Origin of the sequence: Micromonospora sp. LOL_025, assembly GCF_048060285.1 — a bacterium.
Classification (GTDB): domain Bacteria; phylum Actinomycetota; class Actinomycetes; order Mycobacteriales; family Micromonosporaceae; genus Micromonospora.
In genome coordinates, this window is sequence record NZ_JBHMIR010000006.1 from 159449 (window position 1) to 185205 (window position 25757).

The 25757-nt window shown below is 71.9% G+C and carries 25 protein-coding genes and 1 tRNA gene; 17 read left to right on the plus strand and 9 right to left on the minus strand.

The genetic code is table 11. The annotated features are described in order from the left end of the window. The first annotated feature begins 3 nt into the window (after positions 1-3). From ACFHW0_RS10965 to ACFHW0_RS11035, 15 genes are read left to right on the plus strand one after another with little or no spacing between them, the layout of a single operon-like run. On the plus strand, positions 4-1242 hold the full coding sequence (locus ACFHW0_RS10965; RefSeq protein ID WP_416607157.1) for an acyl carrier protein: 1239 nt from the start codon (positions 4-6) through the stop codon (positions 1240-1242). Further along, the gene (locus ACFHW0_RS10970; protein ID WP_416607158.1) at positions 1239-2738 is read left to right on the plus strand and encodes a class I adenylate-forming enzyme family protein; all 1500 of its coding nucleotides are present in this window, start codon (positions 1239-1241) and stop codon (positions 2736-2738) included. The genes ACFHW0_RS10965 and ACFHW0_RS10970 overlap by 4 nt, the downstream gene beginning before the upstream one ends. Beyond that, on the plus strand, positions 2731-3981 hold the full coding sequence (locus tag ACFHW0_RS10975) for a type III PLP-dependent enzyme (protein WP_416607159.1): 1251 nt from the start codon (positions 2731-2733) through the stop codon (positions 3979-3981). The genes ACFHW0_RS10970 and ACFHW0_RS10975 overlap by 8 nt, the downstream gene beginning before the upstream one ends. Before the next feature lie 7 nt (positions 3982-3988). Next, on the plus strand, positions 3989-4231 hold the full coding sequence (locus tag ACFHW0_RS10980; protein WP_091623462.1) for a phosphopantetheine-binding protein: 243 nt from the start codon (positions 3989-3991) through the stop codon (positions 4229-4231). Further along, on the plus strand, positions 4228-5385 hold the full coding sequence (locus ACFHW0_RS10985; protein WP_416607160.1) for an acyl-CoA dehydrogenase family protein: 1158 nt from the start codon (positions 4228-4230) through the stop codon (positions 5383-5385). Before ACFHW0_RS10980 ends, ACFHW0_RS10985 begins: the two co-directional genes overlap by 4 nt. After that, positions 5378-6523, plus strand: a complete 1146-nt coding sequence (locus ACFHW0_RS10990; protein WP_416607161.1) for an acyl-CoA dehydrogenase family protein — start codon at positions 5378-5380, stop codon at positions 6521-6523. The genes ACFHW0_RS10985 and ACFHW0_RS10990 overlap by 8 nt, the downstream gene beginning before the upstream one ends. Continuing rightward, a complete protein-coding gene (locus ACFHW0_RS10995; RefSeq protein WP_416607162.1) occupies positions 6517-7212 on the plus strand; it encodes a 4'-phosphopantetheinyl transferase family protein in 696 nt (231 codons plus the stop codon). The genes ACFHW0_RS10990 and ACFHW0_RS10995 overlap by 7 nt, the downstream gene beginning before the upstream one ends. Further along, entirely contained in the window at positions 7209-8150 is a 942-nt protein-coding gene (locus ACFHW0_RS11000; RefSeq protein WP_416607163.1) for a hypothetical protein, read from the plus strand. The genes ACFHW0_RS10995 and ACFHW0_RS11000 overlap by 4 nt, the downstream gene beginning before the upstream one ends. 10 nt (positions 8151-8160) lie before the next feature. Next, positions 8161-9726, plus strand: coding sequence for an amino acid adenylation domain-containing protein (locus tag ACFHW0_RS11005; protein ID WP_416607164.1), 1566 nt, complete (start codon positions 8161-8163; stop codon positions 9724-9726). Then, the gene (locus ACFHW0_RS11010; RefSeq protein WP_416607165.1) at positions 9719-12148 is read left to right on the plus strand and encodes a condensation domain-containing protein; all 2430 of its coding nucleotides are present in this window, start codon (positions 9719-9721) and stop codon (positions 12146-12148) included. Before ACFHW0_RS11005 ends, ACFHW0_RS11010 begins: the two co-directional genes overlap by 8 nt. A gap of 13 nt (positions 12149-12161) precedes the next feature. Further along, positions 12162-12920, plus strand: coding sequence for a hypothetical protein (locus ACFHW0_RS11015; RefSeq protein ID WP_416607166.1), 759 nt, complete (start codon positions 12162-12164; stop codon positions 12918-12920). A gap of 5 nt (positions 12921-12925) precedes the next feature. Further along, positions 12926-14152, plus strand: a complete 1227-nt coding sequence (locus tag ACFHW0_RS11020; RefSeq protein WP_416607167.1) for an argininosuccinate synthase — start codon at positions 12926-12928, stop codon at positions 14150-14152. Beyond that, the gene (locus ACFHW0_RS11025; RefSeq protein ID WP_416607168.1) at positions 14149-15069 is read left to right on the plus strand and encodes a methionyl-tRNA formyltransferase; all 921 of its coding nucleotides are present in this window, start codon (positions 14149-14151) and stop codon (positions 15067-15069) included. The genes ACFHW0_RS11020 and ACFHW0_RS11025 overlap by 4 nt, the downstream gene beginning before the upstream one ends. Before the next feature lie 55 nt (positions 15070-15124). Continuing rightward, on the plus strand, positions 15125-15496 hold the full coding sequence (locus ACFHW0_RS11030; protein ID WP_416607169.1) for a VOC family protein: 372 nt from the start codon (positions 15125-15127) through the stop codon (positions 15494-15496). A 4-nt stretch (positions 15497-15500) separates the two neighbouring features. After that, on the plus strand, positions 15501-16025 hold the full coding sequence (locus ACFHW0_RS11035; RefSeq protein WP_416607170.1) for a flavin reductase family protein: 525 nt from the start codon (positions 15501-15503) through the stop codon (positions 16023-16025). Positions 16026-16076: 51 nt separating this feature from the next. On the opposite strand, the gene ACFHW0_RS11040 is transcribed toward ACFHW0_RS11035, so the two are convergent. Continuing rightward, positions 16077-16256 (minus strand): hypothetical protein, encoded by a 180-nt coding sequence (locus ACFHW0_RS11040; RefSeq protein WP_416607171.1) that lies wholly within the window; start codon positions 16254-16256, stop codon positions 16077-16079. A 1089-nt stretch (positions 16257-17345) separates the two neighbouring features. On the opposite strand from ACFHW0_RS11040, the gene ACFHW0_RS11045 reads away from it, so the two are divergent. Next, positions 17346-17654, plus strand: a complete 309-nt coding sequence (locus tag ACFHW0_RS11045) for a hypothetical protein (RefSeq protein WP_148709986.1) — start codon at positions 17346-17348, stop codon at positions 17652-17654. Positions 17655-17880: 226 nt separating this feature from the next. Here ACFHW0_RS11045 and ACFHW0_RS11050 read toward each other — a convergent pair whose 3' ends face one another. After that, a complete protein-coding gene (locus tag ACFHW0_RS11050; RefSeq protein WP_416607172.1) occupies positions 17881-18060 on the minus strand; it encodes a hypothetical protein in 180 nt (59 codons plus the stop codon). Positions 18061-18682: 622 nt separating this feature from the next. After that, entirely contained in the window at positions 18683-18943 is a 261-nt protein-coding gene (locus ACFHW0_RS11055) for a hypothetical protein (protein ID WP_416607173.1), read from the minus strand. 277 nt (positions 18944-19220) lie between these two features. Between ACFHW0_RS11055 and ACFHW0_RS11060 the strand changes: the two genes are divergently transcribed. Next, entirely contained in the window at positions 19221-19493 is a 273-nt protein-coding gene (locus tag ACFHW0_RS11060) for a hypothetical protein (protein ID WP_416607174.1), read from the plus strand. Between the two features lie 532 nt (positions 19494-20025). On the opposite strand, the gene ACFHW0_RS11065 is transcribed toward ACFHW0_RS11060, so the two are convergent. The 6 genes from ACFHW0_RS11065 to ACFHW0_RS11090 all read right to left on the minus strand — a co-directional run bounded on the left by ACFHW0_RS11065 (position 20026) and on the right by ACFHW0_RS11090 (position 25728). Further along, positions 20026-20098 (minus strand) — tRNA-Arg (locus tag ACFHW0_RS11065). A gap of 487 nt (positions 20099-20585) precedes the next feature. After that, on the minus strand, positions 20586-21320 hold the full coding sequence (locus ACFHW0_RS11070; RefSeq protein ID WP_416607175.1) for a serine/threonine protein kinase: 735 nt from the start codon (positions 21318-21320) through the stop codon (positions 20586-20588). Between the two features lie 366 nt (positions 21321-21686). Continuing rightward, positions 21687-22601 (minus strand): HNH endonuclease, encoded by a 915-nt coding sequence (locus tag ACFHW0_RS11075; RefSeq protein ID WP_416607176.1) that lies wholly within the window; start codon positions 22599-22601, stop codon positions 21687-21689. 250 nt (positions 22602-22851) lie between these two features. Continuing rightward, on the minus strand, positions 22852-23421 hold the full coding sequence (locus ACFHW0_RS11080) for a nucleotidyltransferase family protein (protein ID WP_416607177.1): 570 nt from the start codon (positions 23419-23421) through the stop codon (positions 22852-22854). 280 nt (positions 23422-23701) lie between these two features. Further along, a complete protein-coding gene (locus ACFHW0_RS11085; RefSeq protein ID WP_416607178.1) occupies positions 23702-24820 on the minus strand; it encodes a hypothetical protein in 1119 nt (372 codons plus the stop codon). A gap of 2 nt (positions 24821-24822) precedes the next feature. After that, complete coding sequence (locus tag ACFHW0_RS11090; RefSeq protein WP_416607179.1) at positions 24823-25728, minus strand: thiopeptide-type bacteriocin biosynthesis protein; 906 nt, start codon at positions 25726-25728, stop codon at positions 24823-24825. Between the last annotated feature and the right edge of the window lie 29 nt (positions 25729-25757).

A 25757-nucleotide genomic window follows, 5' to 3' on the forward strand; every position in this document is an offset into this window, starting at 1 on the left:
GACATGGTCGCTGTGCCTGCGGTGCCGACGCGCAGCCGGGAGTGGACGCCGGTGCTGACCGGTCTCCGCGCCGAACTGCTGGACTGCGTCCAGGTGAACCTGGCCGCACTGGCCGACCGGGCCTACCGGCCCGGCGCGCACCTGGCGCTCGGCGCCACCCTGCGCTTCCACGCCGCCGAGGGGCCCGCCGGGATGCCGGCGGTGACCGCGTCGGTCGAGCAGCGGCTCACCGAGGCGGCCGACCTGCTCGGCCTGCGGGTCGCCCGGCGCTGGGACGACGTGCCCGGCGCGCGGCTACGCGAGCTGCTGGCGGAGCACTCGCCGCTCTACGTGGTCGCCGACACGTTCACCATGAGCTGGCTGCCCTACGCCGGCCACCAGCACATGGAGCACAGCTTCCTGCTGGTCGAGGCCGGCGAGCACTGCGTCGTGGTCGACGGCTACCACAACTCCACCCAGTGGGGCGACGCGCGACCGGGGACGTGGCGGATGTCGGCCGCCGACTTCGACGCGGCGGTGCCCCGGGCGACCGCGATGACCGTCGTCGCCGACGGTGCCCCGGTGCTCGACCGGACGGCGGTCCTGCGCGCCAACGCCGCCGCCTTGCGCGCCGGGGCCGACCGGATCGAGGACTACCTGGCGGCGGTCCGGCGGCGGGCGGGCGAGGCGGAGGCGGCGGCCCAGCTGGTGCTCGACGTGTGGCTGCTCGGCCGCTCCCGGGCCCTGCACGCCGCCTGGCTGGCCGGCGACCCGGACACCGCCGACGCGGCGCGGGAGGCCGCCGAACGCGCCGACGCCTGGCTCGCCCTCGCCGGTCAGAGCTACGTGGCCATGCGCCGGGTCCGCCGGGGCGGCGTCTTCCCCGCCCCCGTCCTCGACCAGCTCGCCGGCCTGCTGCGCGACGACGTGGCGCTCGCCGGGCGCCTCGCCGACGCCGGGCCGGTGCCGCCGCCGCAGGACGGGCCGGCCGCCGACCCGGGCCGGATCCGCGCGGTCCTGGCCGACGAGGTACGCGCCGTCCTCGGCGTCGGCCCGGAGGTGCCGGTCGACGGGCGTCCGCTGCGGACGCTGTCGGGCTTCAACTCGTTCCGGCTGGTCGAGGTGATCGAGCGGGCGGAGACCCGGCTGGGGGTGGAGCTGGACCCGGACGACCTCACCGGGACGGCCCTGCACGACCTCGACTCGCTGGGCGCCGTGTTCGGGCGGGCCCGGCCGGCGGCGCAGGGGGTGTCGGGCCGGTGAGCGGGTTGCTGCACGACCTGCTGGACCGCACCGCGTCCGCCCGGCCGGATGCGCCGGCGATCACGCACGGCGACCTGGTCCAGAGCTACGGCGAGCTGGACGCCGCCAGCCGCCGGCTCGCCGGCTGGCTGGCCGGGCGGGGTGTCCGCCGGGGCGAGCGGGTGGTCGTCTGCCTGCCCACCGACCCGCTGCTGCCAGCCCTGCTGTACGCCTGCTCCCGGGCGGGCGCCGTGTTCAGCGTGGTCAACGACCAGTCCCCCGCGATCGCCCTGGCGCACGTGCTGACCGACGCGGAGCCGGCGCTGCTCGTCACCGACAGCCCCCGGGCGCTGGCCGTGGCCGCCGACCACGGGGTGCCGACCGTCGGCTCGGCGGAACTGCGCGGCATCGTGCGGGACGGCCCGGACGCCGAGCCGGCCGCGTCCCCGCTGGTCGTCGACCCGGTCTGCCTCATCTACACCTCCGGCAGCACCGGCATGCCGAAGGCGGTGGTGTCCACCCACGCGCAGGTGGTCTTCGCCGTCGGGGCCATCGCCTCCCAGCTCGCCTACCGGGCCGACGACGTCGTGTGGTGCGCCCTGCCGCTCTCCTTCGACTACGGCATGTACCAGATCTTCCTCAGCACGCTGGCCGGCGCCCGGCTGCACCTGGCCTCCCCCGCCGACACCGGCCCGACGCTGCCCCGGCACCTGGTGAACAGCGCCGCGACCGTGCTGCCCGCGGTGCCCGCGCTCGCCCGTGGCCTGGCCCGGATGCTGTCCCGCCCGGGCACGGCCACGCCCGCGCTGCGCCTGCTCACCAACACCGGCGCGGCGATGCCGCCCGAGGTCCTGCGCGACCTGCGCGCCCGGATCCCCACCCTGCGCGTGCAGCTGATGTTCGGGCTCACCGAGTGCAAGCGGGCCGCGATCATGCCGGTCGACGAGGACCTGCGCCGGCCCGGCGCCTCCGGGCGGGCCCTGCCGGGCACCGAGATCCTGATCGTGGACGCGGACGGCGCGCCGGTGCCGCCCGGCACCGTCGGTGAGATCGTGGTCCGCGGCCCGCACGTGATGGCCGGCTACTGGCGTCGCCCTGAGCTGACCGCGCAGCGCTTCCCCCGCGTCGAAGGGCTCTTCCCCCAGCTGCGCACGGGCGACCACGGCTGGCTCGACGCCGACGGCTACCTCTACTTCGTCGGCCGGCGCGACGACATCTACAAGGAACGCGGCATCCGCGTCAGCGTCACCGAGGTCGAGGCGGCGGCGTACCGGATACCGCAGGTGCAGGCCGCCGCCGTGCTGCCGCCCCGCGCCGAGGACGGCGGCGACTCGGCCACCCTGTTCGCGGTGAGCGAGCTGACCGCGTCGGAGGTGCTCGCCGCGCTGCGCGCCGAACTCGACGAGATCAAGACGCCTCGCACCTGCCTGGTCGTGCCGGAGATCCCGCTGACCCGCAACGGCAAGGTCGACCGGGCGGAGCTGTACCGGATGTGGACGGAGCGCGCCAGTGTCTGAGCTCGCGGGACTCTTCGACCGGCCGGACGCGCCGCAGACCCCGGCGTACCTCTACGACCTGGACGAGCTGGCCCGCTCGTACGCCGCGCTGCGCGCCGCCCTGCCCGGGCCCGCCGAGCTGTTCTACTCGCTCAAGGCCAACCCGCACCCGACGGTGGTCGCCGACCTGACCGCCGCCGGGTGCCGGGCCGAGGTCTGCTCCCCCGGCGAACTGCGCGTCGCGCTGGCGGCCGGCTGCGATCCGGCCGAGGTCCTCTACACGGGTCCGGGCAAGCGGGACGTCGACCTGGTCGACGCCGTACGGGCCGGCGTCGGTCTCTTCTCCGTCGACTCGCCGTACGGGCTGGACCAGCTCGACCGGGTGGCCCGCGAGCACGGCGTCGAGGTACGCGCGCTGGTGCGGATCAACGACGACACCCCGGCCCCCGGGCAGGGGCTCACCATGACCGGCGTCGCCTCGCAGTTCGGCGCGGACGTGCGCTGGGTGCTGGACCGGCCCGACCTGTTCGGGCCGCGCCGGAACGTGGCCCCGGTCGGGTTCCACCTCTACATGGGCAGCAACGTCGACGGCGAGGACGCCCTGCTCGCCCAGTTCACCCAGTCCGTCGACACCGTGCGGCGGCTGGCGGCGGCGACCGGGGTGCAGCCGGAGCTGATCGACCTGGGCGGCGGCTTCGGGGCGCCCTTCGCGCGGGCCGGCGACCGGCCGGAGCTGCCGAAGCTGGCGGACCGGCTGACGGCGTTGCTCGGCGACGCCTTCCCGGGCTGGCCGGAGCGCGGGCCGGGCGTCGCCTTCGAGTCCGGCCGGTACCTGGTCGGCACCTGCGGCACGCTGGTCACCCGGGTCCTGGACGTGAAGCGGTCGCAGGGCGCCACCGTGGTGGTGCTGGAGTCGGGCATCCACCACCTCGGCGGGATGTCCGGGCTGCGTCGGCTGCCGCCGATCGTGCCGGACCTGGTCACCGTGGACGCGGCGGCCGGGGCGCCGGTGCCCGGGACCATCGTCACCGGGCCGCTGTGCACGCCGCTGGACACGTGGGCCCGCGCCGCCGCCCTCCCGCCACTGGTCCCGGGCCAGCTGGTCGCCGTGCCCAACGTGGGCGCGTACGGCCTCTACGCCAGCCTGGTGGCCTTCCTCGCGCATCCCATGCCGGTCGAGGTCACCGTCGCCGGGGGCCGGATCACCGGCGTGACCCGGCTGGAGCTCACCCGGCACACCGTCATCGGCAGCGACAGGGGTTGATCTGACAATGGACGCCGCTTTTCCGGACCTGCTCAAGCCGTTCCTCAAGTACGCGGGAACGCAGCCCATCACCGCCGAGGCCTCGCTCAACGAACTGGGCCTGGACTCGATGCGCGCGATCGAGCTGCTGTTCACCATCGAGGACACCTACGGCGTGTCCATGCCCGACGAGCTGCTGACCGACAGCACCTTCGCCACCGCGGGCAGCCTGTGGAGCACCATCGAGTCGCTGCGGGGACGGGCGGCGTGAGCACCGCGACCCGCCACGAGGGGGCGCTGGAGGAGGTGCTGGCCGCCGCCGCCGCGCACGCGGAGCACGCCGACGAGACGGCGGAGTTCCCCACGGCGGCGCTGGACGCGATGCGGGCGACCGGCCTGCTCGGCCTGCTCGTGCCGGCGGAGCACGGCGGCGGGGGCGGCGGGCTCGGTGACCTCGTCGACGTGACGCTGCGGCTGGCCCGGGTGGACATGTCCGTCGCGTTGATCTTCGCGATGCACTGCCAGCAGGTCGTGGCGGTCGTCCGGCACGCCGACGGCCCGTTCGCCGAGCGGCTCCTGCCGGAGCTCGGCAAGGGGGACGTCTACCTCGCCTCGGTCACCACCGAGCGGGGCAAGGGCGGGCACCTGCTCAGCTCGGAGTCGACGGTCCGGCAGGACGCCGGGACGCTGACGATCGACCGGGACGCCCCCATCGTGACCGGCGGCCAGCACGCGGACGCGTACCTCATCACCACGCTGGCGCCGGACGCCACCTCGCCGAGCCAGGTCTCCCTGGTGTACGCCCGCCGCGACCAGCTCACGCTGGAGGTGCGCGGCGGTTGGCAGCCGCTCGGCATGCGGGCCACCCAGAGCGTGCCCATGCGACTGACCGGGCGGGTGCCGGCCGACCAGGTGATCGGCGCACCCGGGAAGTTCCGCGAGATCGTCGCCCCCACCTTCGGTCCGCTGGCGCACATCGGCTGGTCGGCGGCGTGGCTCGGCGCGGCGACCGGCGCGCTGTCGCGGATCCTGCACCACATCCGCGACGCCGGCCGGGGCCAGTTCGACCCGTCGTCGGAGCTGCTGCTGACCCGGCTGGCCCGGGTCCGGGGCCGGCTCGACCTGGTCAACGCCCTGCTGCGGCACACCGTCGCCGCCGTGGAGAGCACACCTGACGTGGCCGACCCGTCGACCCAGCTGCTGGTCAACTCCCTGAAGGTGCACGCCGCCGAGCAGTGCTTCGCCGCCGCCGACGAGATGGTGGAGCTGGTCGGTCTCCGGCACGGCTACCTCAGGTCGTCGCCGCTGTACCTGGAGCGGGTCTTCCGGGACCTCCGCTCGGCCTCGCTGAACTACGCCAACGACCGGCTGCTGCTGGTCAACGGGGCGCTGACGCTGCGCGACCGGCAGGTGCACCTTGCCTGAGCTGCGGACGGCACCGGCGACGGCCCGCACCGGGCCCGGCCCGGCGGCACCCGAACGCGACGGCGACGTGGCCGCGCGTACCCGGGCGGCGCTGGGCGGGCTGGCGACGCCCGGGGACGCCCGCGCGGTGTGGCGGGCCCTCGGCGAGCACGACCTGCTGCGCGACCTCGGGCCGGCCGACCTGCCGGGGCTGCTCGGCACCCTCGACGCGCGCTGCCCGGTCGGGGTGGTGCTGTCCGTCTGCGTCCAGGTCGCCAGCGCGCTGCCGGTCCTGCGCGAACAGGTCGACGCGGAGCCGGAGGACGGGCCGGTCCGGGCCGCGTACCTCGACGCGGTCGCCGGTCGCGCGGCGCTCGCGCTGGCCGCGACGGACCGCGACGGCGCCGGCTCCGACCTGATGGAGCTCGGCACGACGGTACGCCTCGACGACCGGTCGCTGGTGCTCGACGGCGGGAAGCGGTGGATCACCAACGCCCGCACCGCCGGGCACGCGCTCGTGCTGGCCCGGCACCGCCCGCAGCGGCACTTCACCAGCTTCGTGTGGGTGCTGGTGCCCACGGACGCCCCCGGCGTCCGGGTGTCCGCGACCCGGGGCACCCCGCTCTCCGGCGCCGGCCTGGGCGACCTGCACTTCGACCAGGTGTGCCTGGACCGGTCGTACCTGGTCGGCCGGCCCGGCCGGGGGATGGTGAGCTTCGCCCGGCACATCGCCACGGAACGCTTCGCGGGCGGCGTGTGGGCCGCCGCGATGTGCCGGCGGGTGCTCGCCGACACCCACCGCCGGCTCGTCGAGCGTCCCCTCGGCGACGGCCGGGCCTGGGACAACGCGGCGATCCGGGAGCGGTTCGCCCGGTGCGTGGTGGAGGCGTGGCGGATCCAGGCGGCCTGCGACGCCCAGCGGGTGAGCACCGAGCCCCTGGTTACCAGCATGCTGCTCAAGACCTCGGTGGCGCAGGGCCTGGACGTGGTGCTCGGCGAGTGCGCCGCCCTGCTCGGCGCGGAGGCGTACGCCGAGGGCGGGCTGGCACAGCTGCGGGCCGCGGCCGGCATGTTCGCCACGGCCGGCGGCGCCACCGGCGCGATGCTCGCCGGCATCGCCGAGCACGTGCCGGACCTGCTCGGGGGCCGGCCGTGGTGACGGCCCGGCAGCGGGCGGCGCTGGCCCGCCGGGCGCGGCCGCGCCGAGACCCGACGGGCCGCCACCGTGGCGTCGTCCGGCTGCGGCTGGGCGCGCGGGTGCGGGTGGCCGTGGCCGATCAGCGGCTGCTCGCCCACCTTCCGCCGGCCCCGGCGGACCTGGCGACCGTCGGTGACCTCCCCGCCGGGCCGCGCGCCGAACGGCTGGCCGCCCGGGCGCTGCTGCGCCTGCTGCTCGTCGCCGAGCTGGGTCCGGCGGCCGGCGCCACGCCGATCGCCGCCCACGACGGCGGCCAGCCCCACCTGCCCGAGTGGCCGGGGGTCACGGTCAGCCTCTCCCACGACGCCGGGACGGTGGCCGCCGCGCTCGGGCGGGGCGTACCGGTCGGCGTCGACGTCCAGGTGCCCGTGCCCGCGCCGCCGGCGCTGCTGCGCCGCTGCTGCGCCCCCGCCGTCCGCGCCGCCCTGGACCGGCTGGCCGGACCGGCCCGGGACCGCGAGTTCGCCTGGATCTGGACGGTGCAGGAGGCGTGCGTGAAGGCGACCGGCGCGGGCCTCGCCGGCCGGCCCTGGGCCATTCCGGTGCCGTCGGGGCGGCGGACGGGCCGGTGGGCCGACCTGCGGTGGGTGAGCCTGCGCGGGCACAGCCGGATCCCCGCGAGCGTGGCGCACGGGGCGGGTACGCGATGACCGCCCCGGACCCCCGCTTCGCCGGGCTGAGCTGCTACACCGCCAACCTGGCCGGCTACCAGGCCGGCGAGTTCGCCGACACCCCGGACCGGTTCGCCGACTCGGTACGCGTAGCGGTGCGCACGGACCTGCCGGAGCGGCAGCTCGCCTTCTCCCACCATCGGGTGCCGCTCGACCGGCTGCCGGACGGCACCCGGCTGGCGTGGGCCACCGCCCCGGTCGACGGCGTGGTCGACTCCGTCGACGCGGAGCTGCGCCGCCACGGTCGGGTGCTGGTGGTCACCGACAACGCGGCGCTGCCCTGGTCCCCCTCGACCGACGGCACCGCGCACGCGCCGCACTGGCTGCTGCTCGACGACCGGCGCGGCGACGACTGGCACGTGGTCGACGGGTTCAGCGGGCTGCTGCCTGCCGGCGAGCAGGAGCCGTACGCCGGCTGGCTCGGCACCGCCGGGCTGCTCGCCGCGATGACCCCGCCGCCGGCGTGGCGCCCGGAGCAGGACCGGCGCAACGCGCTGGCCTTCGGCTTCTGGGCGCCCCCGCCGGCCGGCGCGCACCCGCACTGGCTGGTCCGTACGGGCAGCGCCGGGGGCGAGCCGGAGCTGCCCGGTGACTGGCTGCTCGACGAGGACGCGGCCCTGGAGTTCCTGTGCGACCACGTCGCCGCGCACCCGCAGGCCGCCGGGGCGCATCTGGACGACCTGTGGGCCGTCGCGCAGCACCGGACGTTCCGGTACCGCCACCTCGGCGACGACGAGGCGGTGCGGGCCTGGGCGGACCTGCCCCGGGCCCTGCGCTTCGCGGTGGAGTCGGCCCGCCGGGGGCGTCCCCGGTCCGCGCTGGTGCGGACCACCTTCGAGCACCTGCGGCACCTGGAACGAGACCGGTCGACCACCCCAGCGCCGGCGGCGGAACGCCCGCACCGGCAGACCTTGTGAAGGATGTGCGATGCAGACCCGTACCCTCTACGACTGGTTCCGTACGTCAGCCCGGCTGCACCCGGACAACGTGGCGATCGAGGTCGCCTCGGACGCACTGACCTACGCCGAGTTGCGGGGCGCGGCCGAGCGGTTGTCGGCCGCCATGCAGCGCGCGCCGGGGCGGCCACCCCGACGGGTCGGGCTGCTCACCTCCCGCAGCCTCGTCGGCTACGTCGCCTACCTGGCCGCCCTGCGGCTGGGCGCGACGGTGGTGCCGCTCAACCCCGCCAACCCGGCGGCCCGGAACCTCGCCATCTCCGACGAGGCGGGGCTCGACCTCGTCATGGTCGACGACACCTCCGGCGACGGGCTGGCCGAGTTCCGCTCGCAGACCACCGTCACGGTCCTCGACCTGACCGGTGAGGGCTGGCGCCGGTTCCTCGCCCCGGGCGACGCGGCGGAGGTCCCGCCGGAGGTGGAGCGGGGCCGCGACGACTTCGCGTACATCATCTTCACCAGCGGCACCACCGGGAAGCCCAAGGGAGTGCCGGCGACCCACGCCAACGTCGACTCGTTCCTGACCGAGGTGATCAAGAGGTACCGGTTCCGGCCCGAGTCGCGGGTCTCGCAGACCTTCGAGATGTGCTTCGACGGCTCGATCCTGGCGATGTTCGGCGCGTGGGGCACCGGGGCCACCCTGTGCGTGGCGCAGCGCGGCGACGTGCTGACGCCGGTGCGCTTCATCAACACGAAGCGGCTCACGCACTGGCTGTCCGTGCCGTCGCTGATCTCGTTCGCCAAGCGGTTGCGGGCGCTGGCGCCGGAGAGCATGCCGACCCTGCGGCTGAGTTCCTTCGGCGGGGAGCCGCTGACCATCGAGCAGGTGAACGACTGGACGGCCGCCGCGCCGAACACGGCCGTGATCAACTGTTACGGCCCCACCGAGACCACGGTCATCGTCACCGCGTACGAGGTGCCCGCCGACCCGGCCGCCCGGATCGAGTCGTCGAACCGGTCGGTGCCGATCGGGGACATCTACCCGCACCTCGACTACGTGCTGCTCGACGAGGACCTGCGCCCGTGCGACGACGGCGAGCTGTGCGTCCGGGGTGAGCAGCGCTTCCCCGGCTACCTGGACCCGACGGAGAACGCGGGCCGGTTCGTCTCCTTCGACGGCGACCGGGGCCGGCTCTACGACGGCACCGGGCCGTTGACCGCGGCGCACTGGTACCGCACGGGCGACCGGGTCCGCCGGGAGTTCGGCGAGCTGGTGCACCAGGGCCGCATCGACCACCAGGTGAAGGTACGCGGCAACCGCGTCGAGCTGGCCGAGATCGAGGCCGCGCTGCGCGCCCACGCGGAGGTGGTGGAGGCCGTGGTGCTCACCGTGGCCGGCGACGACGGGGAACTGGACCTGCACGCCGTCTACACCGGCGCGGCGCTGGCCGACGACGACCTCACCCGGCTGGTGGGGCACCTGCCCCCGTACATGCGGCCACGGGCGTTCCACCACCGGGCGGAGATCCCGCTGACCGAGGTGGACAAGGTCGACCGCAAGCGGTTGACCTCCGAGCTGCTCGCCACCCGTGGCTGAGCAGCGCGCCGGGGCCGCCCCGGGCCCGGTCCCGGCCACCGCGATGCAGGAGTCCCTGTGGTGGGTGCACCAGCGGGCCCGCAACCGGTCCGTCTACCACCTCACCTGGCGGCTCGCCGTCGACCAGCCGCTCGACGGGGCGGCGCTGGCCGTCGCGTGGCAGGCGATGGTCGACCGGCACGAGGCGTTGCGGACCTCGGTCGTACGGCAGGCGGACGCCGTCACGCTGGTGGTGGCGCCCCGGATCGTCGTGGGCCTGCACCGGGTGGAGGTGGACGACCCGGGACCGGCCGACCCGGGCACCCTGCTGCGGCTCGTCGCCGAGGAGGTGCACGCCGGGCCGATGGAACCGGAGACGGCACCGCTGGCCCGGATCACCCTGGTCCGGGTCGGCGACCGGCACGAGGTGCTGCTGACCGTGCACCACGTGGTGCTGGACGGTTGGGCGGTCCAGCTGCTCGTCGGCGAGTTGTCCGAGGCGTACGCGGCCGCGCGGGAGGGACGTGCCGTGAGCTTCCCGGCCGACCCGGTGCCGTTCAGCACGTACGCGCGGGAGCAGGCCGCGGCCCGCGTGGACGGCCGGTGGGACAAGAGCCTGGCGTACTGGCGCGACGCGCTCGCAGGCGCCGCCTCCGCCTCCCTGGAGCCCGACCTGCCGGGCGAGGTGGCCAGCGGCGCGCCCGGTGCGATCCTGCGCTACGGCTTCAGCGCCGAGGCGGGCGCCGGGATCGCCGCCCTGGCGAAGGCCACCTTCGCCACCCCGTTCGCGGTCATCCTCGGCGCGGCGCAGATCGTGCTCGCCCGGGCCGGTGCCGGGGCGGACGTGGCGGTGGGTGTGGTGACCGCGAACCGGATGACCGCCCGCGACCAGGCGCTGCTCGGGTACACCGCCAACCTCTGCGTGGCCCGCGCCACGGTAGCCGAGGCGGACACCGTCGCCGGGGTGGTGGGCGCCGCGCGGGACGGGATGTGGCAGATGCTGACCCACCAGGCGGTGCCGTACCCGGTGGTGTTCGGGGCGCTGCCCGAACGGACCCGGGCCGCGCTCGGCGATCCCGCGCCGCTGCTGCTGAGCTACCTCGGCCCGATCGGCACCGACCTGCGGCTGGGCCCGGTCCCGGCGACGCTGCTACCCAGCCCGAACCGGGCCGCCCGGGCCGACCTGGCGATGTCCGTCTGGGAGGCCGACGGCGGCTACCTCGCCGAGATCGAGTACCACACCGGGCGCTACCGGGAGAGCAGCGTGCTGGCCCTGCTGCACGACCTGGACGCGGTGCTGGCCGACGGCGGCGCCGAGCCGCAGCGTACCGTCGGCTCGTTCGACGTCGCCACCCGCGCCCGTGCCGGCCGCGCGGCCCCGGCCGCCGTGGACCGCGACCGGGCGACCGGCCCGCTGCCCGAGTCGGCGGACTGGCGGCACGTCGTCGCCGCCTGGACCGACGTGCTCGGCGGCCCGCCGGCCGGCGCGGACGTCGACTTCTTCGCCGCCGGCGGCAACTCGCTGAGCGCCCTCCGCCTCGTCGACGCGCTGACGGCCGACGGGCGCCCGGCGGTGGACGTCGTACGGTGGCTGGGCGAGCCGACCCCCCGCCGGTTGGCCGACCTGCTGGGCAACGGGTCGCAGCCGGTGGCGACGGAGTCGACGCTTGTGGAGTTGCGGGCGGGCCCGGGGCCGCACCTGCACCTCGTGCACGGCGCCGGGGGCAGCCCGCAGGACTACCAGGACCTGCTGGCCGAGCTGCCGGAGCACTGGCGGGTGACCGCCTCCCGCGACAGCGCGGAGCTGCCGACGGTGGCGGCGCTGGCCCACCGCTACCGGGCCGACCTGGACGCGGCGGGGCTGGTCCCGGACCTGCTCGGCGGCTGGTCCTTCGGCGGTCAGGTCGCCTACCAGATGGCCGCCGACCAGGTCGGGCGGCGAAGCGCGCTGGTGCTGCTGGACTCCGCCCCGCCGGTCGGGTACGAGCTTCCGGCCGACGAGGTCCAGCACCGCTTCGACACCTTCACGGAGAACATCCACCAAGCCCTCGACCTGGAGCCGGACGCCCCGAGGCCCCGGGTGACGGGTGTCCCGGAGCCGGCCGGCTTCGACGGGCGGCTGGCCCTCGGCACGCTCGCGGCCTGCCTGGCCGCCGTCGGGCAGCCCGTGCCGACGGCGCTGCTGACGCACCGGTGGCGCAGCTACGAGCGCCACGTCCGGGCCAGCGCCGAGTACGTCCACGACGGCCCGGTCGACACTCCCGCGCTGGTGATCGGCGCGGACCTGCTCGACGCGCAGCTCGCCCAGTGGACGGCGCGGGTCGGGGCGGCCCGGTCCCAGCGGATCGGCACCGACCACTTCGGAGTGTTGCATTCCGCCGCCGTGACGCAGGTAGCGGCGGCCGTCATCGATTTCGCGCGCGTCGCGGCGGCGCGAGGTTAACCAAGGAGGATCCGTGTTCGACTCGAGAGTCTTGTACCAGGAACTGCGGGAGCACGTGGAGCGCGACGTGGCGCCGGACGACATCGCCACGGCCCGCCGCGACTTCTCCTACCTGGGGCACGCGAAGGTGTCCTTCGTCGCCCCCGACAGCGTCAAGAAGGCCGTCGCCGACGAGGTCAACGAGCTGATCGACAAGGCCGGCAAGCGCCGAAACCTGCGGTTCGCCGAGACCGACTACACGCCACGCCGGATGCGCAACGTGACCCGGGCGGAGATCGCCGAACTGGGCACCGTGATCAACGGGATCTACACCGCGGAGCCGATCCTGCGGGTGTTGTCGGAGGTGGCCGGCGAGCCGGTGCACCCGTGCCCGTACGAGCCGGAGCAGTTCGTCATCACCTGCCTGGAGAAGGACGGCGACACCCACGGCTGGCACTGGGACGACTTCACCTTCGCGCTGGTCTGGGTGGTCGAGTGCCCGCCGGTGGAGCACGGCGGTTTCGTCCAGTGCGTGCCCGGCACCACCTGGAACAAGGAGCGTCCGGAGATCAACCGGGCGCTGGTCAGCCGCCCGATCTACTCGATGGAGCTGTTCCCCGGCGACCTGTACCTGATGCGGACCAACACCACGCTGCACCGGGTCGCCCCGGTCCGCCAGGGCCGCCGCAAGATCATCAACATGGGGTACGCCTCGACGTCCGACCTGACCCGCGACTTCACCCACGAAACCATGGACCAGCTGTGGGCGACCGTGCCCGCCGGAGAGGTGTGACCATCATGTCGACTCGGAACAACATCGCCCCCCAGCACATCGTGCTCGCCTTCTCCGGCGGACTCGACACGTCGGTGGCCCTGGTCTGGCTCAAGGAGCGCTACCGCTGCCGGCTGACCGCGTTCATCGCCGACCTGGGGCAGGGCGAGGAGCTGGACACCGCCGCCCGCAAGGCCGAGAAGCTCGGCGCCGACGAGGTGCGGGTGGTCGACCTGCGCGAGGAGTTCGCCCGCGACTACGCCTTCCCCATGTACCGGGCCAACGCCCTGTACGAGGGGCAATACCTGATGGGGTCCTCCATCGGCCGGCCGCTGATCGCCGCGGCGCAGGTGCGGGTGGCCGAGGAGGTCGGCGCCGACGCCGTGGCGCACGGGGCCACCGGCAAGGGCAACGACCAGATCCGCTTCGAGATGACCTTCGCCGCGCTGCGTCCCGACCTCACGGTGATCAGCCCGTGGCGGGAGTGGGACCTGGCCTCCCGCAGCGACCTGCTCGCCTACGCCGGCAGGCACGGCATCGAGCTGGACCTGAGCAGCGGCGAGCGGCCGTACTCCATCGACAGCAACCTGCTGCACACCTCGTACGAGGGCGAGGCCCTGGAGGACCCGGCCCAGCCGGCGCCGGAGGGCCTGCTGTTCCGGGTGCGCGACCTCGCCGACACCCCGGACGAGCCCGAGACCGTCGAGATCCACTTCCAGGGCGGCAACCCGGTCGGCGTCAACGGGACGCCGATGTCGGCCAGCGCCGTGTTGGAAGCGCTCGACGAGATCGGCCGCCGGCACGGCATCGGCCGGCTGGACATCGTGGAGAACCGGATCTTCGGCATGAAGACCCGCAACATCTACGAGGCGCCGTCGGGCAGCCTGCTCTGGCACGCCCACCGGGCCGTGGAGTCGCTGGTGCTCGACCCGGAGGTGGCACAGCTCAAGGAGGAGCTGATGCCGAAGTACACCGCCCTGGTCTACCGGGGCCTGTGGTTCGCCCCCGAACGGCTGATGTTGCAGACCGCCATCGACTTCAGCCAGCAGGACGTCACCGGCGACGCGATCCTGCGGGTGCACCGGGGCACCGTCCAGGTGATCGGCCGCCGCTCCCCGCACAGCCGCTACGACACCGCGTTCGCCACCTTCGAGGCCGACGACGTGTTCGACCAGCGGGACTCCTCCGGCTGGCTGCGGGTCAACACCGTCCGCTTCCGGGCCGGACGTACCGGCGGGGCGGCGCAGCGGTGAGGATCGTCTTCTTCGGGTACGGCGAGCTGGGCGCGACCGTGCTGCGGGGCATCGCGCCGCACCACGAGGTGCTGCTGGTGCTCACCCACCGGGCCGAGTTCAGCGGGCTCGGCGAGCCGGACGTGGAGCTGGCCGCGGCGGACCTGGGGCTGCCGGTGCGCTACTCGGCCACCGCCCGCGAGCCCGACCTGCACGAGCAACTGCGTCAGCTCGCACCGGAGCTCATCGTCTCCACCAACTGGCGGACCCGGGTGCCGGCGGAGGTGCTGCGGATCCCGGAACGCGGGGCGGTCAACACGCACGACGCGCTGCTGCCCGCGTACGCCGGGTTCGGCGCCGTCAACTGGGCGATCCGCAACGGTGAGGAGGAGACCGGCCTCACCGTGCACTACATGGCGGAGGAGCTGGACACCGGTCCGGTCATCACCCAGGCCCGCGTGAAGATCGGCCCGCACGACACCGCCGGGCAGATCCTGGAACGGCTCCTCGCGGAGTACGTGCCGGTCACGCTGGAGGCGCTGGACCGGGTCGCCGAGGGGCACCGGGGCGAGCCGCAGCCGCCCGAGGGGGCGTCGTTCTACCACCGGATCGGGGTCGAGGACACCCGCATCGACTGGCGGGACAGCGCCACCACGATCTGCAACCTGGTGCGCGGGCAGTCGGACCCGTTCGTGAACGCGTGGACGACGCACCGCGGGTTCCGGCTGTGGGTCAAGGCCGCCACCCGGCCGACCCGGGCGCACGGCGGCACGCCCGGCCGGATCGTCAAGGCCGACTACGGCGGCGTGGTCGTCGCCAGCGGCGGGCCGGGCGACGGCGACGACCGCGGGGTGGTGCTGCTCCAGGTCTCCACCGAGACCGGGCCACCCGTGCGCGCCATCGACTACTTCACCACCTTCGGCGAGTACCTTCACTGACGCGGTGGCCGGGGGCGCCGGTCATCGCGCACACGACGATGACGGGAGAGGTCGGATGATCGGTCGACTGCACTCGGTGGTGCTGGACTGTCCGGACGCCGAGAAGTTGGCGGAGTTCTACGTCGAGCTGACCGGCCTGGAGTGGGCGGACAGCGACGGGTACTGGGTGACGTTGAAGGGCGCGGACGGGCACCCCCGCCTCTGCTTCCAGAGCGTCGCCGACTACCAGCCGCCGCAGTGGCCGGATCCGGCCTTCCCGCAGCAGGCCCACCTCGACGTGGAGGTGGACGACATCCGGGAGGCCGAGCAGGCGGTGCTCCGGCTGGGCGCCACCCTGCTGCGCGGCGGCGGGGGCCGCAACCACGGCTTCCGGGTCTACGCCGACCCGGCGGGACACCCGTTCTGCCTGGTCTGGGGTCAGGACTGACGCCATGACGAACCAGGACCGGGCAGTGGAGTTCCGCCGTACCGCCGGGGCGTTCGCCACCGGCGTCGGCATCGTCAGCAGCGTGTACGACGACATCCCGCTGGCGATGACGGTCAACTCGTTCACCACCGTCTCGCTGCATCCCACCCTGGTCCTGACCTGCCTGAAGCACCGGAGTCGACTGCTCGCCCAGATCCGCGACTCCGGCATCTTCGCGGTCACCGTGCTGGCGGCGGACCAACGGGACGTCGCCCGTTGGTTCGCCGACGCCCGGCGACCCTCCGGCGCGGCGGCGTTCGCCGGCGTCCGGGTGCACCGGGCGCCGGCCACCGGATGCCTCGTGTTCAGCGAGGGACTGGCCTACTTCGACTGCCGGGTACGTGACCTCTCCGACCAGGGCGACCACTCGGTGGTCATCGGGGAGGCGGTGTCCTACGGCGCGCTGAATCCGACGAAGGCACCCCTGCTCTATCTGCACGGGTCGTACCGGTCGATCGCGGCGGCGCCTTCGGCGGCGCCCGCCGCGTAGGGGCGGGAGGTGGGTGCCCGCCCCACCCGGTCGCGTCCGCCGGCCACGTCGTCACGGGCTCAGCGGAAGCACCAGGTGGGCCGCGTCGACGTGCGTCATCGTCCGGTTCCCCGACTCGATCAGTGCGCGGACGCGGTCGGGATCGAACAGGCGGTGCAACGGCGAGGTCTCGTCGACGACGAGTTTGTCGACCCCGCTGAGCACCACGGCGTCGTACCAGGGGTCGCGCATCACCGGGTAGCCACTCTTCGTGCGCCGCAGGATCTCCTCGGCACCAGGTCGGCAACGGCCACAGTGCCGGTTCAGCGGACACCTCGCCTCGCGCCGGTGACCGGCCACCGGCGCGCGCGCCGGGACGGGCCGCGATTCGGGTACGACGGAGTGCAGGGGCGCATGGCAACCAGACACACGAAGCCCCCTTTCGAGGCGGGCACTGTCGCGCCTCGGCCAATTCCCTGCGCCCGGCCAGGATCCGAACCTGCGACAACCGGCCCGGTCAGGAATGCAGTACGACGCCCACGCCTCGCACGGGCCGCTCACCTGCTACGACGGAAGATGTTTCAGTCTATTAGGACAGAATCAATCCGCAAATGGTCCACGCTGATGGCCGGCTTGACCGCGACTCGGCAACTCGCCTCCGCACCTACCGCCATCGGCACCTCAAGGGGAAGCAGACCGCGGCCAACAACAGCACGGTGCGCCAGGTCGAAGGGCCGATCACGAACCGGCCAGCGCCGCCCCGTGGTCACGCCCTCTGGGGTTGACCCAATTTGACGGACAGCGACCACCGAACACGTCCGCCACGGCACCACCAACCTCTTCGCCGCGTGACGTGGCCCATCGGCCAGACCCAGCGCATACGCCGCCACCAGGGGTTGCTGCGCCTCCTGCGTACCATCGACCGAGCAGGCCCCGACCGAACTGGAACTACATATCATGCTGGGCAGCTACGCCACCCACATGACGCCCGCCACTGAGCAGGGGCTCATTGAGCACACCAGTTTCACCTGCACTTCGCCCCGAACTACTCGTCCGTGGCTCGACCCTGGTCGAACTGGTTGCGCGAACCAACCTACCGCAGACCACGTCGGTTGGCCTACCGCAGTCTCGCCGACCCGAAAGCCGATTTAACCGCCTGGATCGCGGCATGAAACGCCGACTCAAGCCGCCTACCAGGACCGAGACGGCAGACAGCATCCTCGGAACAACCGTCGCGCCCTACCGACGATTTAACAACTGTCAACACCAGGCACGATGAATTGACAGTGATTGATTGTCGTGGCAGGCTCGGGGCATCCCTTCGAACAGAACGGAGCGTCAATGCGCGCGATTCGAAAGATCCTCGCTGCCACCGCCGTCACCGGCGCGACCGCGGTGTCCCTGCTGGCGGGTGCGGCCCCCGCGTCCGCCGACGCTGGAGCCAACGCAGTCGGCTGGTACACGGGTTACGGCTCGGGATCCTCCGCCTCGCTCGCCATCTGGTCGGCGGAGAACGACGCCAAGTGGAAGGCTCAGATGGGCGGCTTCAACACGTACCTCGACTGCCGCACGACCTACAGCAGCAGCACGAAGGTCAGCGACTACTACTACACCGCCAACGTGCAGCTGTACTGCTACACCTTCAGCTGAGCCACCGCTCGCCGATCGCTGGAAGGAGTTCGTCGGGCACCGCCAGGCGTACTCCTTCCGGTCGTCGGCGAATTGCCCGGGGCGCGGAGGACGTACCAGTTCGTCCGCAGAACGCACGACGTCGCTGCGGTGCGTCCACTGGTCGACCAACACTCCGTTCCCCGGGCCGCTTTCCTCGCCGCCCCAACAAGTCTGAGGGAAGCCCGACGTACTGACGAAGTCCCGGCTACCGTCCTGCCGTGAGAGAGCGGAACTGCGGCTCGACCTGACGCCAGATGCTGATGAACTCCGAACGGGCAACGCTCAGCCGCATCCATACGCCCACCGGTGGCGCCCATGGCGGTGGCTCACCCCACTCCAAGCGAGGGCGGGTGGTGAAGGTGAACACCACGTCGATCTCGGTCATCTCCACGTACATGTTCAGGTGGTCGAAGGTGTCGCCAAGGTGCAACGGCCCCCCGTTCCCGTATGCCAGGCTGCTCCGCCAAGCCGCACAGGCGGCAGAAATCCATGTAGTGCGGGTACCAGGCAGTTGTGCCGCCATCCCCGATCGGGACGCCACCCACGTAGAGCTGGAACTCACCGAACCGGCCGTCCTGGCTAGTCGGAACGAACTCCACGCGAAACGCATCGCGGGAACCCGCAGCCGGCACCGGCAGGGCCGAGCCGGTTCCACCGTCGTTTGCATCCATCTGGGAAACCACCGGGTCGATGCTACGGACGGCATGTCCCGATACCTCGCCACCCACGGAGCGTGACCGGTTTCACCCTGCCAGTCCAGCCAGGAGATGCAGCCCGACGCGCCGGCCGATGCCGGCCGGAGGCCGCCAGGCAGAGCACGGCGGGCGGGCTGACCTTCGAGGTGCCCCCGGCAGGATTCGAACCTGCGACACACGATTTAGGAAGGCGACACTCGCAGTCTTGCCATTGGGTCCGTGACCTGCGCGGGCCGGCTCCACATCGACACCGCAAGCCAAGATCATTGCACGCACTATGCACGAGGTGCTGCGGATGCCCGACGGCGGCCATCAGCCCTTTCGGTCGCTCTTGGCCTGCCTGTCACGCTCCCGAAGCCGCCGCACTCTCCGGAGGTACTGCCCGGCATAGGAGCGCTGAGCGTCGTCGAGCGCCTGCGCGTCTGGGTCCGCAAACGCTTCGTAGTAGGAGACCTCGGCCGGGTCGTGGTCGTCCTCAATCAGCCGGCCCAGCACCTGGGCGTCCTGTGCAAGAGGCGGCTGCTTCGCCGCCCCTTCGCGCCATAAGTGCCCGCTGATGTCGTCGTCTGACACGCCGCGATGGTAGGCCCCACTCAGCATCCGTCACCCGCAGTTTGGAAGGACGAAGATCACCGCTAGCAGACACCTGGTGGGCCAGGTTAAGGCAAGTAGTGCGGGACCGCTCGTGCCCCCTGGTGACCGGCCGGTGAACCGATTACTGACACGTGGTTGGCGCTGCTGGCCAACTGTTCCCGTCGACCGGCTTGGCTGTATGGATGGCTGTACGACATGCCGGGTCATGGCCGAGTTCCGGTTTCTGGCACTCAGGCGCCTGGGTACTTAGGGCGACATGTCAGAGCACGAGCCATCTTGGGGCAGCAGGATCAACACGTACTCCAACGCCAGCGACGGTCAGCGACTCACGGCGACTGTTGTTGCGCTGGTGGCGGGACCGCTGGCCGGGCTTCTCTGCGCTTGGCTGGCCGTGTCGCTCCTGAACGGCGCTCACTGGTTGGTGCAGACCCTTGCCTTCGGTGTCATCGGTCTGTTCGTCGGCGCTGGGCTGCTGGGATTGCTGGCGAGGCTTGGCAATGGCGGAAAGCGCTCATCTAAACGGAGCTAACGGATCTCCTCGTCGGGTAGTCGTACACCGTCCAGCCTCCCCGGACGGGGAGGCTGGTAGCCCTTGTGGTGCCCGGCGATTGATCCGTGGCGGCATCTCTGAGGAGGGCCGGGGTTCGGGTGTCGGCGACATCGGGGCAGAGCCCCGAGGTCTTCAGGGTCTTGTGTCCCGTCAGCGTGGCCGGCCGGCCCGGCCGATGCCGGCCGGAGGTCGCCAGCAGGCCGGGGCCGCGCCGGCGCGGCCCGCCTGCGGCCGCCTTGACGGGGACCGTAGCCGGATGAACGAGCGGATTGAGGCGGCGTGCCGATGATGATCACTAGTGGGACGCGAGGGGCCGTGGCGACGCTGCGGCCCTCCGCGTTGTAGCGGCTCTGAGCTGGGGAAACAGGGTCGCTCAACCGCCCAAGATCATTGCACGTATTTTGCACGGACGGCTGCAAACGGCAGCTTCGGGTGGCATCCGGCTGCACGGGACGACCGATCGACGCGGAGGCGTATCCGCTGCTCAGAGGTGTTTTGCTGATCTTCGAGGTGCCCCCGGCAGGATTCGAACCTGCGACACACGGTTTAGGAAACCGATGCTCTATCCCCTGAGCTACGAGGGCGCGAGGGCCTAGTCTAGCGACCCGGGCGTTCACCTGGGGTGGCAGGGAGTCGCCCACGTTCACCCACGTTCCCCGGACCGGCGTTCGCCCAGCCCAGGACCACACGCCGAGCACACGAACCCCGGGTTGCGACCGGCGGTCGCCGCAGTGACCCGCGTTGGCACCGGTTCACCCGGGTTGGCATCCGCTGGAGAGCACACACCGCGCACATCATCGAAGATCATGATGCCCACTGATCCCCGGCCGAGGAGTCGCCGGCCGGCAGGGCGCGCTGCGGCGACAATCCTCCGCGAGCCTCGGGCGCTGACTCAGGCCACGACGCGGACGCAGGGGCAGCGTTCGGGATGAGGCCCGCACGACACTCAGTGCCCGGAGCAGTCGCGGGCCGTGCTGGACCCACTCCCGCAGTTTGCGCTCCCGCGAGTCCTCCTGACTCGGACCCTTCCGCTCAGGAGCCGCCACCCACTGTCACAGGCCTCGGCACGGGTTACGGGTTCGGCAGGGTGGTGCGCCAGGCGGCGACGAGTGCTGCCACGTCGGGGTGTCGGTCGGCGGGTGTCGTGGTGGTGGCGCGTGTGGCTACCTGTCGTTGCTGTTGGGAGCCGCGCCAGCCGCGTGGGGAGTCAAGGACGTGGTGGATGGTTCGGCCGAGGGTGTAGACGGTGGTGCGCTGGCCGATGAGGGCGCCGCGGACGAATTCTTCGGGGGCCATGTAGCGGCGGGATCCGGGAAGGCGGTCGGTGTCGAGGGTGAACGGTCCGCGACGGTACTCGTCGAGGTCGATCAGGCGTAGTCGACGGGCGTGGAAGTCGTAGAGGAAGCAGCCGTCGTAGAGGTCGACCGCGACGTAGCCGGCGGCGGTGACGGCCAGGTGCGCGTCGAGAATGGTGTCGATGGCCGTTTCGACGTCGCGCCGGGGTAGGTGCTGGAACCGGCGCAGGGCGGTGCGGTCCGAGCCGTGGGTGGTGGCGTGGTTCAGCACGCTGCCGTCATGCCACGGGTAGACGAGTGTCGGCCCGTCGAGGACGTGCTCGGGGCGCACGATCGCCGGGTGCCGGACCGCGGCGTGGAACCGGGTGGCCTGCAGCAGGGAGTGGCGGCTCCGCTCGGTGGTGGCTGTCTTGACGAACCAGCGGCGTCCGGCCGCCTCGACGCCGTACGAGACGCACCCCGAGCCCTGGGCGTCGAAGACCGCGAACGCGGAGTCCAGGGGTAGTTCCATCACGTAGCGAGAGTAGGGCCGTACCCTCTTCGCCCCACGTGGATGACCGGCTGGCCCGGCCGGCCTCGGCACTGCGCTTCGCCCCCGAGGCCGCCGAGCGGGCCTGACCGTACCGGCTGGGGAAGGTCCTGGTGGTGGACCGGGAGTCGGCCGCGGTGACCCGCGTTGGCACCTGTTCACCCGGGCTGGCATCCGCTGGAGAGCGCACGACGAGCACCTCACGCAAGCTCACCAGGTTAGCTGTCGCGGCTTCCACATAGAGAACGCGCAATCGACAGACTGATCCAGCCGCCAAAGTACGTGGTGATCGTCAACGCGGTGCAACAGCGCATCGCGGATGGCACCTACCCGCCATCTGGCCCAAGATCAGATCCGGTGCTGCCTCCAGTGCTTTTCTATCCAGGAGAGGTGGCCGTGTTCCAGTCTCGTTGCCAGGGGCTTGCCCTGAAGAGACGCGTAACTCGGGTACGTGAGCAGGTCATTGCGAAGACTAATGGTCAGGGTTCGAGGGTCTACAGCAATGTCACCTCGGTCAAAAAGCCAATGAAGGTCCCGCCGCAACAGCAGCCCACCATCCTCGTGATGCTGCCCGAGCGCGGCGTAGCTGTACAGATGTGCCGCTTCCAGCACCGCCGCCGGATTTGGCCCGGTGAAGGCGCAGACTGGGCCATGTACCGCAAGCAGCCGCCTCCTGAACCCGCCTTGGCCAGCACGAACTCGCACCTTGGCTTGGCGGTGACCCCCCACGAGGGACTGGGCCCACGTGGTCGCCTCGCTGAGGCTCGCTGCATCTCGTGTCCTGCCGACTCGGTCCAGTGCTTCACTGAACGCATCCCAGCGCAACGGCCTCATGCTGAGCTGAGACTTCGGAGATACACACAGGGCCCGCAGGGTTTTCGCGTCCAGACAGCGCCCAAGATCCACCCAGTTCGCGTCATGGCGGGACCTGAAGGTCTCAACCCGCTCCACCCGGGTCAGGGCCTCCTCGAAGGTTCTGTCACAAGGAGTACACCTGAACCGAGGCGTCTCACGCTTACGCCTCTTGATGTTCGCCCCATTGCAGTAGCGGCACCGGTAGAGAATCTTCTCGGCCCACCGCGTCTCGATCTCCTCGATCACGGAAGCGCCGATGACCGCCTCCTTGTCCCACAACACAATCCGGTCGCCGACAGCCACGATGCGTGCGTTATTGACTGTATGATCCCAGCTGTAATGAGCGTCGGGATCATCGTCGTACCCGTCGTTGCCGCCGTATTGGCGATCCGTACTGACGGCCAGCATCAGCCAAGCTTTCGGCGGACCCCCAGCCAAGGCCACAGCTTGCCTCCCATCTCCGCCTTCATCGAAGGCAATCTAGTCGGGGGGTTCGACAAGGGGGAGGCGGTCTCAGTACCGATCTTGTTGTCCGAACGTCGGAGTTCACCAGCGGCCATCGATCCTGGTCGCCGTGTTGAAAAGTCGATGTCGAACGACTCCAGACCCAGGGCCTCAGATCCCGACAGGAGCCCATGCAGGGGCTTCAGCCGCTGACTCAGATCGCGATGCGGACGCCGGGCCAGCGTTCGGCAGGGCGCTGACGGATGAGTCGTTGCCGGGAGACCTCCGGGCTGACCCTGGTCGGGTTGTGCCGCCACACCCCGTCGAGCAGGTCGTCGAGGCCGTGCGGCGCGCACACCGCGATCTGGTCGTGCGCGTCGAGGCGTACGGCCACGGCGGTGGCGTACTCGGGCCAGGTGGCGACCGCGTCGGCGATGGTGCGCAGCGGAGCCACCGGGCCACCGCCGAACCTGACCGGGTACCAGGTGTGCACGGCGGCCTGGTTCTTCGCCTCCCACGGCGGCTCCGGCCAAGCCGCCACCAGCCGCTCGGTGGCCCGGGCGTCGTTGTCGCGGCTCAGGTCCGCTGGGTCGAGGAAGACGACGTCGACGTCACGTACCGATGACGGGTCGAAGCCGTCGCCGTACCGTTCACCCCAGACCAGGTCGCGGATCGCGCCCGCGCCTATCCAGATGTCCGACAGCCCGGAGTCCCGAACGACGCCCAGCGCCCGCACCAGCCACGGGCTGCGCCGCACCAGATCCCGCAGTTCGTCTTCCCGCATCGGTTCCCCCTGGTTGCCGCTGTTGAGATGCCCGGTCAGCCGAACAACCGGCTCACGAGGGCATCCTGACCGGACTGCAGGGCGTGCGCGGCCCGTAACGGTAACCAGAGGCACTCGAATCAGGTGGGCTCCTGCTCGCCGTCGTGTTCTTCCCGGCTCGCCCACCGCTCTGGCGACGCCCCCTGCCGCCGGGATGCCTCGGCCATGTCCACCACCTGCAGCGGGATGAACAGTCGCAAGCCGATGCGGGAACAACTCCCCGCTGCTGCGCGGGGTTGGCCTATTGGTTTGCGACGGAGCGCGTCAGGGCGTTGTGAGCGGTCTTGACTGCGCCCTCGAGTGTTCGACGGGCGGGCTCGGGCATTGCGCCGGCTCCGAGGCCGGCTGCTGACACGATACGGGCGAGGGCTTGCTCATGTGGCTGCTTGAGTTTCAGGGCTCGGCGGTGGCGGAGGATTTCTCGGGCCGCGTATCCGTCGGGTGCTTCGAGCGTCTCGGTCGCCAGGTGGTGAAGAAGGTGTCGGGCTATGGCTTCGTAATGCGTGCTGGACAGGGTGATGGCTGTGAGGCCCCATCGGGCTCGGTAGACGGCGTAGCCGTCGACGGGTTCGTGTGCGAGGAAGTGCTCGGCCATGGCGGTCATCTGCGGGCCGACCGACATTGGTGCTGCGCACATCAGGGCGAGGCATGTGCTGACCTGTTGTTCCCAGGGTTGGGTGATGGTGCTGTCGTCGAGGGTGGTGCGGGCGGCGTCGGTGTCGTCGCGTAGGAGGTGGGCGATGATCGTGGCTTGTCGTCCTTCCATGAGGTGACGTCCGATGCCGTTGAGGGCGTTGGCGTGGGTGACGGCGTGGCCCCACCGACCGGCGAGGGCGAGGATGCGGATGCCTTCGCTGAGGTGTTGCAGCCACGCCCACTGGCGGAGTTTGCCGAGCTCATCGCCCGTGCCGGTCAGGTTGCTCAGCGGCAGCGTCCGGCCGTCGACGACCAGGTTGGTACCTGTGGTGACGGCCTGGTACATCGCCTGAAGCAGGTGCAGCGCGGGCTGGCCGTTGTCGGCGCGGATCTGTAGGCGGGCGAGGTTGAGGACGGGTTCGAGCAGGTAGCTGGCTTGCAAGGCGGTGAGCGTGCCGCGTTGCCGGTAGATGTTGATGTGCTCCCAACACCATTGGCGGGCGAGGGCCGGCAGGCCGCAGTCGCTGGCGATCAGCGCGGCCTTGTTCAGGGCGTGGGCCGCTTCGGCCATGCCGTTGTCGTCGTGCGCGGCGGCTGTGGCGGCGAGTCCGGCGACTTCGGTGACGCGGGCGGTCAGGGCCGGGCATGCGGGCCGGGGTCGGCCGAGCAGGGGGAAACGGCGGACAGCGGCGCGGATGGCGGCGGGGTCGAGGGCGGTGTTCATGGTCAGCTCCGGGGCAGGAACGCTTCGAGTGCGGCGCGGGCGAGCACGCCTTGGGTGTGGGCGGGTAGCCCGAGTCGGTTCCAGTGGAAGATCACGACGTGGCTGGTGACGGCTCGTAGGCCGCGGTGGAGGGTGCCGGCTGTCGCGGCGGCGGCGAGTGCTCGTCCGGCGTCTGTGTACGCGCGGTGCCATGGGGCGGCGAAGGGAACCGCGTCGTCGGCTTCGAACAGGGAGTTGTCCGTGGTGGGCGCTACCGTGAGGAGCCCGCGTACGTTGGCGGTGAGCGCGTCGAGGCGGCTGTCGGTGATGTGGTCGATCGGGCGCATCTGGGCGACCCGTGCGAAGACGTCGCCGCGTTCGAACCAGTCGAGGCCGGCGGCCTGGAGAAGGCCGCCGAGCAGGAGGAGCGACAGCTCGCGGCGGCCGAGGGCTGGCTGTGGTTGGCGGAGGTAGGTGAGGACCCCGTGACTGTCGGCGCAGAACAGGTCGTGCACGATACGGATGCCGGAGGTACCGCCGAAGGCGGCGGTTTCCGGTTCGTACCGGCTGGGCCACCACCTGGTGAGTTCGCCGGTGGTGGTGAGGTCGTCGAAAACGTGGTTCACGGCGTCGACGTGTGCGTGGGTGAAGCGCAGGCGCCAGCAGGGATGTTTGCGAAGGAACCACCAACCGCCGCAGGCGCCTTCGTTCATGAGGTCGTCGAGGCGGGGGCCGAGTGAGATGACCGCTGTCGTCTCTGCGGTGTTCCAGTCGGGAAACTCGACGCGTACCTGGTACCAGTGGCCGTCGGCGTGTTCGGCGAGCGCGGCGCAGCCGGCACGGTGGTAGCTGTCGACGGCGTCGGCGAGATCGGCGGGATCGATGGCTGCTGTCGCCGCGACTGTCTGCAGCGGGGTGCCGGCGAGCACGGTGAGCACGCTGGCGGCCAGCGGGGTGG

Coding starts and splice junctions, on each gene's coding strand:
- ACFHW0_RS11085 (WP_416607178.1), bottom strand. CDS start 24,820: ATGAACACCGCCCTCGACCCCGCCGCCATCCGCGCCGCTGTCCGCCGT.
- ACFHW0_RS10965 (WP_416607157.1), top strand. CDS start 4: ATGGTCGCTGTGCCTGCGGTGCCGACGCGCAGCCGGGAGTGGACGCCG.
- ACFHW0_RS11080 (WP_416607177.1), bottom strand. CDS start 23,421: ATGCGGGAAGACGAACTGCGGGATCTGGTGCGGCGCAGCCCGTGGCTG.
- ACFHW0_RS11045 (WP_148709986.1), top strand. CDS start 17,346: ATGCGCGCGATTCGAAAGATCCTCGCTGCCACCGCCGTCACCGGCGCG.
- ACFHW0_RS11050 (WP_416607172.1), bottom strand. CDS start 18,060: ATGACCGAGATCGACGTGGTGTTCACCTTCACCACCCGCCCTCGCTTG.
- ACFHW0_RS11075 (WP_416607176.1), bottom strand. CDS start 22,601: ATGCTGGCCGTCAGTACGGATCGCCAATACGGCGGCAACGACGGGTAC.
- ACFHW0_RS11060 (WP_416607174.1), top strand. CDS start 19,221: ATGTCAGAGCACGAGCCATCTTGGGGCAGCAGGATCAACACGTACTCC.
- ACFHW0_RS10980 (WP_091623462.1), top strand. CDS start 3,989: ATGGACGCCGCTTTTCCGGACCTGCTCAAGCCGTTCCTCAAGTACGCG.
- ACFHW0_RS11040 (WP_416607171.1), bottom strand. CDS start 16,256: ATGCGCGACCCCTGGTACGACGCCGTGGTGCTCAGCGGGGTCGACAAA.
- ACFHW0_RS11070 (WP_416607175.1), bottom strand. CDS start 21,320: ATGGAACTACCCCTGGACTCCGCGTTCGCGGTCTTCGACGCCCAGGGC.
- ACFHW0_RS11030 (WP_416607169.1), top strand. CDS start 15,125: ATGATCGGTCGACTGCACTCGGTGGTGCTGGACTGTCCGGACGCCGAG.
- ACFHW0_RS11005 (WP_416607164.1), top strand. CDS start 8,161: ATGCAGACCCGTACCCTCTACGACTGGTTCCGTACGTCAGCCCGGCTG.
- ACFHW0_RS11000 (WP_416607163.1), top strand. CDS start 7,209: ATGACCGCCCCGGACCCCCGCTTCGCCGGGCTGAGCTGCTACACCGCC.
- ACFHW0_RS11020 (WP_416607167.1), top strand. CDS start 12,926: ATGTCGACTCGGAACAACATCGCCCCCCAGCACATCGTGCTCGCCTTC.
- ACFHW0_RS11035 (WP_416607170.1), top strand. CDS start 15,501: ATGACGAACCAGGACCGGGCAGTGGAGTTCCGCCGTACCGCCGGGGCG.